At 57.7% G+C, this 9791-nt stretch carries 8 protein-coding genes; 4 read left to right on the top strand and 4 right to left on the bottom strand.

From position 1 onward, the window contains the following. Positions 1-431 (bottom strand): ABC transporter ATP-binding protein (locus AB4043_RS04380; protein ID WP_442306559.1); only part of this gene is annotated, 431 nt, incomplete at its 3' end. A gap of 21 nt (positions 432-452) precedes the next feature. Continuing rightward, positions 453-1712: an efflux RND transporter periplasmic adaptor subunit gene (locus AB4043_RS04385; RefSeq protein ID WP_442299816.1), complete on the bottom strand. Its 1260-nt coding sequence runs from the start codon at positions 1710-1712 to the stop codon at positions 453-455. Positions 1713-1886: 174 nt separating this feature from the next. Here AB4043_RS04385 and AB4043_RS04390 point away from each other — a divergent pair, with 174 nt between their 5' ends. The 4 genes from AB4043_RS04390 (at position 1887) to AB4043_RS04405 (ending at position 6350) form a co-directional block, all read left to right on the top strand. Next, complete coding sequence (locus tag AB4043_RS04390; protein ID WP_442299815.1) at positions 1887-2216, top strand: PadR family transcriptional regulator; 330 nt, start codon at positions 1887-1889, stop codon at positions 2214-2216. Between the two features lies 1 nt (position 2217). Then, a complete protein-coding gene (locus AB4043_RS04395) occupies positions 2218-4887 on the top strand; it encodes an ADOP family duplicated permease (protein ID WP_442306560.1) in 2670 nt (889 codons plus the stop codon). Between the two features lie 30 nt (positions 4888-4917). Beyond that, the gene (locus tag AB4043_RS04400; protein WP_442299813.1) at positions 4918-5268 is read left to right on the top strand and encodes a plasmid mobilization protein; all 351 of its coding nucleotides are present in this window, start codon (positions 4918-4920) and stop codon (positions 5266-5268) included. Positions 5269-5360: 92 nt separating this feature from the next. Continuing rightward, a complete protein-coding gene (locus AB4043_RS04405; protein WP_442299812.1) occupies positions 5361-6350 on the top strand; it encodes a beta-propeller domain-containing protein in 990 nt (329 codons plus the stop codon). A gap of 39 nt (positions 6351-6389) precedes the next feature. Here AB4043_RS04405 and AB4043_RS04410 read toward each other — a convergent pair whose 3' ends face one another. Continuing rightward, complete coding sequence (locus AB4043_RS04410) at positions 6390-7280, bottom strand: LysR family transcriptional regulator (protein WP_442299811.1); 891 nt, start codon at positions 7278-7280, stop codon at positions 6390-6392. 86 nt (positions 7281-7366) lie between these two features. Beyond that, positions 7367-9791 (bottom strand): TonB-dependent receptor (locus AB4043_RS04415; RefSeq protein WP_442306561.1); only part of this gene is annotated, 2425 nt, incomplete at its 5' end.

The following is a 9791-nucleotide window of genomic DNA, read 5'->3' on the forward strand; positions in this document are numbered from 1 at the left end:
GGGTAATGCCGCATGCGGTGCGCCATGTTGACGCGCTCGAGCGATTCCTGCACGCGCTTCTTGCGCTCGGCAACCGGCATGCCGCTACGGTAGGTGAGCGGTAGCTCCACGTTCTCGGCAACGGTCAGATCGCCAATCAGGTTGAAGCTCTGGAAGATGAAACCGATCTCCTGGTTACGGATACGTGACCGGTCGGAGAAGTTAAGGTTTGCGACTTCGTTTCCATTCAACTGATAGCGGCCGTTCGTCGGCGTATCCAGAAGGCCAATGATTGAGAGCAGCGTCGACTTGCCGCAACCCGATGGGCCCGACATCGCCACGTATTCGCCGCGCTGGATCTGCATGTGGATGCCGGATAGCGCATGCGTTTCGATCTCGTCGGTGTAGAAGACCTTGGTGAGCTGCTCGATGTCGATAATCGTCTCTGCCATTTAATCTCTCCTTGTCGCTTCCTATTCCAGGCGAATTCTGTCTGTGTTCTCCCATCGGCTCATATCCGACAGGATCACGGTGTCTCCGGCCTGCAATCCTTCCATGACCTGGATTGCATTCACCGATGCTTTGCCAACCTTTACCGGAACCCGAACTGCGGTTTTTCCATCAGAGCCCAGGCGGAAAAGACTGATCGTGCTGTTCTCGTTGCCGAATGCGGGCCGGCCCACAAACAGTACGTTGGACAGCCGGTCGAGATCAATTTCGCCATCGACGCTGAGGTCCGGACGCGCTCCCTGCGGAAGAGCGCCTGCTAGTTCTACGTCAACGGTCACGGTTCCGTTCACTACAGCAGGGTCAATACGCATCACTTTGCCGGGGATGACGCCGTTGTGGGTGTCGATCTCAGAGGGTTGACCGATCTGGATATCGCGCGCCTGGGTCTCGGCGATCTTCAGGCTGGCCTTGAGCTGATCAGGCTGGACGACTTTGGCCAGGGTTGTGCCCGGCGCCACGTGTTCGCCCACCTGGTGGGGAAGGTCGACCAGGACACCGCTGATGCCGGCCCGAACGCTGAGGGCGTCCTGTTGCCGCTGTTTCAGCGCAAGCAGCGCACGTGCCTGCTCCACCTTGGTCTGCTGCACGGCGATCTGGGTCTCGATCGCCTTCTCATTGACGGTGATCCGCTTCTTCTCAATCTCATCGCGCGTCGTTAGCTCGTCGGCCTTGCCCTTGGAGGCGCTGTAGGTCAAACCGCTGATGACGCCCAGGTCAAAGAGCGATTTGTCCGTTTGAGCCTGCAGCTTGGCCTGTTTGTAGTCGGCACTGACGGTGGCGGCTGCGGCCTGCTGGGTCATAAGGTCGCTGTCGAGCTTCGCCTTCACGTTCATCAGGTCGGTCTGCGCGGCCTTCCATTGCAGTTCGGCGTCCAGCAGCTCCTGCTGTACGGTCGGATCGACCAGGTCCATCAGGATGGTGTCCGGATCAACCTTCGCGCCGGGAAGAACGCGGATTCGGACAACGGTCGCTTCCGTCTCGGAGGGGATAAGGCGAATGCGATCTTCGCGCGGAACCAGCGTGCCCGGGCCGCGAACCTGGCGCAGCAAAGGTCCCTGCTTTACGGTGTCGGTCCACACGGTCGCACGGTCAACGGTCGGCGCGGCAGGCTTCAACCGGGAGACAGCCCACCCCACTACCGACAGCACCAGGACCAGAACGCCACCTAAGATCCACTGCCGCCGTTGCTTCTTTAGCCTGATATCAGGTCTTTGGATGTCCATACGTAGAAATACTGGAGCACCTTTTGGGCCAAAGTAACCATAGCAATATCAATGGTTTAACGGGTCTTCTTCAACCCTGCTGTGTCCGCAAACGTGTCCGCGTGTCCGGAAATGGACAGATGAAAGATCGATCTTGACAGATACCCAGACATCTAATTATTAAGATGTCTAGGTATGAGAAAGACTGACTCGTTACAGGGAACGCTGGATTTGTTGGTGTTGAAGATTCTTTCGCGCCGGTCTGGGCTGCATGGCTACGCGATCATGACGGCCATTGGAGAGATGTCGAACGATGTGCTGCGCGCCGAGGAGGGTTCTCTGTATCCGGCCCTGCACCGTATGGAAGAGGCGGGTTGGATCAGCGCGGAATGGGTCAAGAAGGATACGGGTCGAAGGGCGCGTGTCTATGAGGTGACGGCGGAGGGGAGGAAGCAACTCGCCGCCGAACAGCAACGTTGGGAGGACGTCTCCTCCGCAGTCAACCGGATTCTCAGGACGGTGTGAGATGGCCTTGTGGAAACGAGTCGGGAATGTCTTTCGTGCGGATCGTCTGCGGAGCGAGATCGAAGAAGAGCTTGAAGCTCATGTTGCCGAAGCTATGGAACATGGCCGTAGCGAGGCAGAGGCGCGAAAAGCTCTGGGCAACTCGCTTCGTCAGCGCGAGGCAAGCTATGCCTTGCGCGTGGAAGGATGGCTGGACGCACTACGCGCCGATGTGGCTTTTAGCTGGAGGCAGATCAAGCGAAACAAGGTGACCTCATCGGTCGCTATTCTTTCCCTCGCCCTGGCCATGGGAGCATGCGTCGGCGCCTTCCGCCTGATGGATGCGATGCTGTGGCGCGCGCTTCCTATTGCACATCCGGAACGACTTTATGGACTGACAAAGCAGGGGATCAGCTTTGATGGCAAATGGCGCAGCTACAACGCGTGGGACTCTCCGGCATTTCTCGAAATGCGTAAAGCTGTAAAGCAGCAGGCCGATCTCGTTGCGATTTCGTATGCCGTTCGTGAGGAACTGACGTACTCCACGGAGCAGGAATTGGAGAAAGCAACGGTGGTGCATGTCTCTGGGAATCTCTTCGAAGTCTTCGGTCTGCATCCGCAAATGGGCAGGCTCCTTACCGATGCCGACGACGTCGCGCAAGGGAAGGCCCCCTATGCTGTATTGTCTGACGACTACTGGAGACGTCGCTTCCAGCGGGATCCAGGTGTCATCGGCAACACCTTCCGATTCCAGAACGGTGTGTATGAGATTGTTGGCATCGCGCAAAAGGGGTTTACCGGAACCACTCCGGGAACAATCGCCGATATTTTCCTCCCGATGGCAATGCACCGTGGATACGGTAGGGCAAATTGGACGTGGTTTCGTACGCTTGTTGCACTGCATGAGAACCAAGAACTAACGCCAGTCCAGGACAAACTAGGGGCGATTAACTATCACCTCGAGGAGACGCGTTTAAAAGGAGATGCGGGCCTCTCTGCCGAGATTGTCAAGAATCTATTGAATAACGAARTTGTGATGTTGCCGGCCAGTACCGGTGTCTCCGACTTTCGGGAAGAGTACCGCAGGGCACTTGTGACCCTTGGAGTGCTGGTCACGATGGTGCTGTTGATTGCCTGTATCAATGTGGCCAACCTGATGACCGCGCAGGCCGCGGGTAGAGCCAGGGAGATGGCACTCCGTGTCTCGATCGGTGCTGGGCGCTGGCGGCTCGTGCAATTGATGTTGGTCGAGGCCGGCATGATGGCGGTCCTGTCTGCCGCTGCGGGCTTGATTCTGGCTTGGTGGTCAGCCCCGATGGTTGTTCTCATGATCGACCGGCCCGATGTCCCGGTACAGCTCATGTTGCCGGCGGATGCCAGGGTGATCGCATTCGGGATCGTACTGACATTTGGTGTGATGTTGCTCTTCGGCTTGGCGCCTGCGTTGCGGGCATCGTGGGTAAAGCCAGTAAGCATTTTGAAGGGTAGTGATGCGCCACGGGCACGTCACCGGTGGATGCGGGGAATGCTGGGAGTGCAAGTTGCATTCTGTTTCGTTGTCCTCTTTGTCGCGGGATTGTTCGTGGCTACGTTTCAGAGATTGTCGGATCAGCCGTTGGGGTTCAATGCTGACAGGCTGCTTTTGCTGGAGACAACCGGCCGGCAGGAGACGGAAGCGACCGCATGGGCAAGTGTTGTGGAACACTTCAGGACGATTCCCGGAGTAGAGAGTGTTGCTTCGTGCTCCTGGCCCCTATTGAGCGAATCGGCCTGGAATGACTCCATCGCCATTAGCGGCGGCCCGTTCAGTTCCCAGCTCGCATACTTTCTCAATATCTCGCCGGAATGGCTGAAGACCATGCGAATCGATATGACCTCAGGACGCGACTTTCACGATGGAGATTTCTTTCCCGAAGTGGCGATCGTAAATGAGACCTTTGTCAGGACATTTTTGGGAGGCGGGAACGCCATCGGTAAGGTCTTTGAAAAGCGAGGGGAAAACGGCGGACGTGATAAGGTGCAGGTCGTCGGTGTAGTCAAGGACGCCGTCTACAGCAACACTCATGATGCAATGCCGCCTGTAGCTTTTATCCCATTCTTTTTTAGGCCTAAACCTGTTTCTGCGACGGATGCACCCGCAGGACTCGTGCCTCACTGGACCATTGTGGTGAAGACCGTGGCACAGGATCCGATGGCGATGGCGACAACCTTGCGGCGAGAGGTGAGCAAGGCGCGGACGGACATGCACGTGGTGAATATACGCACGCAAGAGGAGCTGCGGCTGGCACAGGTGATTCGTGAACGTCTGCTGGCGATGCTTTCGATCTTCTTTGGTGCGGTCGCGTTACTGTTGGCCGCCATTGGTTTGTACGGAGTGCTGCACTACACAGTTGTCGAGAAGAAAAAAGAGATTGGTATCCGCCTGGCGTTGGGCGCACGTGCAGCCCATATTGTTCGGCAGGTGAGTTTCGGAATCGTCCTTGTCGTAGGCGCAGGAAGTGCAATTGGGTTGGTAGCCGGAAAGGCGGCAGCTCGATATGTAGGGTCTTTGCTTTATGGCGTGAAGGCAGAGAATCCATTCATGCTAGTCCTTCCGCTGACGGCAATTGCTCTCGCTGTTGTTTTTGCAGCCGTACCCGCCGTTCGCCGGGCACTGAAGGTCGATCCAGTGGAAATGCTTCGAGCTGAATAACACGCAGTCATTCCTGAGTCAGGAGTTTCGATGCCAGACATCACGCTTGTGCAGAAGAAGGCCGGTCGCCCAAAGCTCGCCAAAAGGGAAGCCAAAGGTGAGATCGTTCCCGTCAGATTCACGCCAACCGACCGCAGGCGCATCGCGGAGGCTGCTCAAGCAAGTGAGATGAGCGTCTCGGAATGGACACGGAAGATGCTTGGCGAGTTCAGCGCGACGGAAGCTGACTGGAAGAAGGTGATAGCTCTCTTCGGAAAGATAAAAAGCGGCTACGAGCAGGCAGGTGACTCCCGCGCCGCAAGGCGATGTGACGATGTGATTGCATTCGTTCGGCAGATAGCCGTTGACTCCAGACGTCAGCGATTCAGATCGAAGGGATGAAAGAACGACGGTATCCCTTCGCTTGAACGATGCGTCTTCCGTGGTGGAGAATGGCTGACGTTCGACTATTCCATCCGTTTCCGCGAGAACACATGCTCCTATCCCGATCTCTCAGCGTGATCTTCGTTGTTTTTTGTGTCTACGGAACGCAGGCACAGGTCTCTGCGCCCCTGTCTTCCGTGCCGCTTCCGGGAAAAGGCCTCGCCGGCCACGATTTTCTCTATGCCGGTGAATCCCACGACCGCAAAGTCTTTCTGGTTCGACACGGCAAAATCGACTGGAGCTACGATGACCCGCAAGAGAAGGGAGAGATCAGCGATGCCGTGCTGCTTTCGAACGGCAATCTTCTCATCGCTCATCAGTACGGCGTTAAGCTCATCTCGCCTGAAAAGAAGATTCTATGGAGTTATGATCCGCCCGCGGGCCATGAGGTTCACACTGCCGTTCCCATCGGTACCTCGCACGTCCTCTACATCCAGAATGGCGATCCTTCCGCTCTGCTGCGTGTGGTCAATACCGGCACGGGTGCGATCGAAAAAGAGCTGACGCTCGCCGTCAAGCATCCGATCCGTGTTCATACCCAGTTCCGGCATGCGCGGCTGACACCCGAGGGAACGCTGCTCGTTGCTCACATGGATCTCAATAAGGTTGTGGAGTATGACGCGGAGGGAAACGAGCTCTGGTCGTTTCCAGCCACAAGTCCCTGGGGTGTCTCTCCGTTGGAGAATGGCAACGTCCTGATCACCGATCGGGTCGGGGTCCGCGAAGTCACCCGGCGCGGAGATACGGTCTGGTCTTTTACTCCGGCGGAAGTGCCTGAGTATCACTTCACCAGCCTGCAGCAGGCATGGCGATTGCCGAACGGCAATACCGTCATCAACAACTGGGTGAATGAGTGGAGCAAGAACTACGCGGCGGATGGACCGCACACCATTCAGGCGATCGAGATCACGCCGGAGAAGAAGGTGGTCTGGGCGCTGCGCGAGTGGGATCCTCCCACAAGCCTGGGTCCCTCGACCACCCTCCAGTTTCTGGATCAGCCCTCCGCTCCGGAAGCAGTCCATTTCGGCGATTTCCGCTGAAGTGAGATCGCGGATATATCGATATAAGAAGTCGCAAAATCAGCTTTCCGGGGCATTCCCATCCGGACGAGAGCGGATTCGCTCCCCGGCGATGCGGATAAAGGTCTCGCTCTCTGGGGTAGTTCTGCGCGGATAAAGAAAATGCCCCTTAGCCTCCTCGTGGAAGTCGCGAAACTCCGATCGCTGTAGCGCCGATGTAGAGGATGCGATGCTGGGCAGAATGGTGACAGCCGCTCCCACCTTCACCAGGTTCAGAATGGTGGCAATGTCATCGATCTCCATCACTACTTGAGCCTTCACCTTCCCGCGCCGCAGTGCATCGTCGATCAGCGTGCGCGTTCCGCAGGTGCGGGGAGGCAGGATCAGCGGGTGACGGCAGAACTCTTCCAGGGTGGGATTCTCGGGTACGGCCATCTCTTGTGAGGAGAAGCCCACCATGCGGGTCCGAAAGACATCTTCGCGGACAAAGAGAGGAGACTCAGGGAGCTCCAGTCCCAGGCAGAGATCGAACCGCTCATTCTCGAGCCCACGCACAAGATGTTTGGGCAGACTGCGGGTCACGCTGACCTGTACGTCTGGATGCTCCTTGTGAAAGGCAAGAAGATCCGCAGGCACAAACTGCGTCGAGGCGGTAAGGCTGACTCCCAGCCGAAGCGTCTTGCCGGCTCCCTCGCCCAGCCGGCGGACCGCGGCATGCCCGGCGTCGTACATCGCGCTGATTCGCTTGGCATAGACCAGGAAGGCACGGCCCGATTCGGAAAGCTCCAGGCCTCGCGGGGACCGATGGAAGAGCGTGGTTCCAAGTTCACGCTCGACCTGCTGAAGCTGCTGGGTCAACCGGGGCTGTGATGTTGCCAGCTCCTCCGCTGCCGCTGAAATGGAGCCGGCCTGCTCCAATACCTGCAGCATTTTCAGATGGTTAAGGTTCATCGTCCCCCCGGGGGTAATCACTTTTATATCGGTATAAGAGCATACCCGAGGATGTGATGGATCGAGTAGAAAATTTGAACCCGGGCTCAGAAGGTATACCGGATCGCTATCGTCCCCGTGCGGGGAGTCAGGAAGTGAGTTCCGGAAAACGTCGAGAGGTAGTTATACAGAGCGCTGGTATTGTTCAGGTTCACGATGTCGAGCCGTACGCCCAGGCTCTGTTTTTCGTGCGAGATCAGGTCATCCTTGCCGATGGAGAGATCGACCGTATTGCGAACGGCGATGCGGGAGGGATTGCGGTCCGCGTCATACGTCCCTGGGACGGGAATGCGGATGCGGGTTGCGCGGATCGCTCCGTCACAGGAACGGATCGGCGTTGAGACGGTTGCAAAGACGTCACCGCAGTGCAGTCCCATCTGCTGCTGTTCATCTCCGCTGAGTTTGAGCACCGTGGGAATGTCGGGCGTTGCGACCGAAACCAGCCCGCCATCATAGCGGTAGGAAGCATTGATCCACGGGCCGCGCCTGCCGAACTGATAGCGTGCATTGAGATTCATCGCCAGGCCCTCGTCATGGTCTGGCCGAACGACGTTGCTGTATGGCGCGCTGAAGCTGACGCCTCCCAACTGGGGACCAAAGAGGCGGGATCGAGTGTGACTTACGGTGACGAAACCGGCGAATCCGCGATAGGGATGTAGGGTTACCCGTACCAGGCCTCCGTCGATCTTGGACTTAGCAAACTGTGTGGGGAAGGTCAGCGGGCTGTTAAGGAGCACATCGAAGTCGTAGGCTCCGTAAGTAAATTTCCAAAGGTACTCTCCGCTGAAGGAGATGCGTTTCAGGTCCGTCGTGAAGCCGATATTGAATTGGTTTCTGGTTGCTGTGCTGAGAACGTGCGAACCCGAGGCTCCGAGGGATGCAGAAGGCGATCCCGGACCATCAGAACTCGCGACGATGAGATTCTCGTTGTAGGGCGTCAGGAAGACACGGGAGTAGTCTCCACGGAAGGTGGTGCGGATGCGCTGGACTCCGTAGGTCATGCCCAAACGCGGTTGTGCTCCGGACGTGCTCACCATGCCGTTGTACTTGTCGTAGCGTAGGCCAAGCTTGAGCTGAAGCTGTCCCATCCGAATGAAGTCCTGCCCGAAGAGTGCGAGCTGCTTAATATCAGTTCCGCCACGGAACGAGTAGATGGAGCCTCCGCGAGTGAGATCGAGCGGGAGCAGACCCGGAAGGTAGTCGGCGTTGGATGTTAGTCCGGCACCGACACACTGCGAAGGATGGCGCACGGTGGTGTTGGAGGACGGCGCACCATCCGGTCCCAGGCATGGACTGTTGTAGGTAGGGTCGGTCAGCCCTGTTGCGAACTGCTCGGTCAGGAACGTGTGCTTATATTCGCCGCCTGCCACGATATTGTGCCGCCCGTGGGTATAGGTGAACTCCGTGCGTGTTCCCGCATTGGTCAGACGGCGGGCCTGCGCCAGGTAGGCCGGAGAGTCAGAGAAGATATCGCCGGATGGACGATAGCGAACCTTATCCTGCCGCACCCAGAAGTTGATGCGGTGGAAGGCGTGATCGTTGAAGGTGTGCACCAGTTGCGGCGCGACATTGAAGCTCACAATGGTCTGCCGCTGGTTCTGTCCGAGCGTCTGCTGGTCAAAGGTGTTCGGCGTCTGAAACCACGAGTGGCTCAGGCTTGCACTAAGCTGGAGGACCGTCTTATCGGTAAGCCGATAGTCAAACCGCTGGAAGGTATTCTCCGCGTTGCCATTCGCGTGCAGGTTTACGGCTTCCGGCGTATCAAGAAAGCGCGCGCTGTTCACTGCATCGGCCGCGGTGAAGAAACCAAAGCGTTCTGTTCCGAATCCGAGGCTGGCGCCTGCATTGGTGGTATAGAAAGATCCACGGCTGAGCTGAAGCGTTCCGGAGGGTCTTCGCTGGTCCAGTCCTGACCGTGTCTGCGCAGCGATGATCATGCTGGTCTTATCGCCCACATCTGCCCCCGGAGCGCCCTCGCGAACGTCTACCGATTGCAATGTGTTGAGCGATACCTGTGTCGAGAAGGTGCGGCTCTGCTGATCGGTGATCGGCTGGCCATCGACGAAGAAGGATGCCTCCGCATGATCGCCAAGCGGATGGAAGGATCCGTTGGAGTCAGCCGAGACTCCAGGTGTCGTCATTGTGATCAGGGAACTGAAGGGAGCACTCACACTCTGCGACGGCATGCGATCGATCTCCTCCGGCGTGATGAGCACATGCGCCGGCGCTGTCGGCTCCTCCACGATATCCGTCGCCGAGACCGTGACCTCGGTGCTGGCTGCGGCTCCGAGCGGCACCATCAGATGGATAGGAGCTCCCTGATACGAAACCGCCTGCTGCGCCGATCCAAAGCCGGCCGCCTCAACTCCCAGGCGGTAGTCGCCTGTAGTGAGTTGAATAAAAGCAAACCCACCGTCCGGACCGGCAACCTGCTTTCTTTCCGCGCCACTTCTCACAAAGGTGAGAGTCAGC

It is taken from the genome of Terriglobus sp. YAF25 (assembly GCF_052113305.1).
GTDB lineage: Bacteria > Acidobacteriota > Terriglobia > Terriglobales > Acidobacteriaceae > Terriglobus.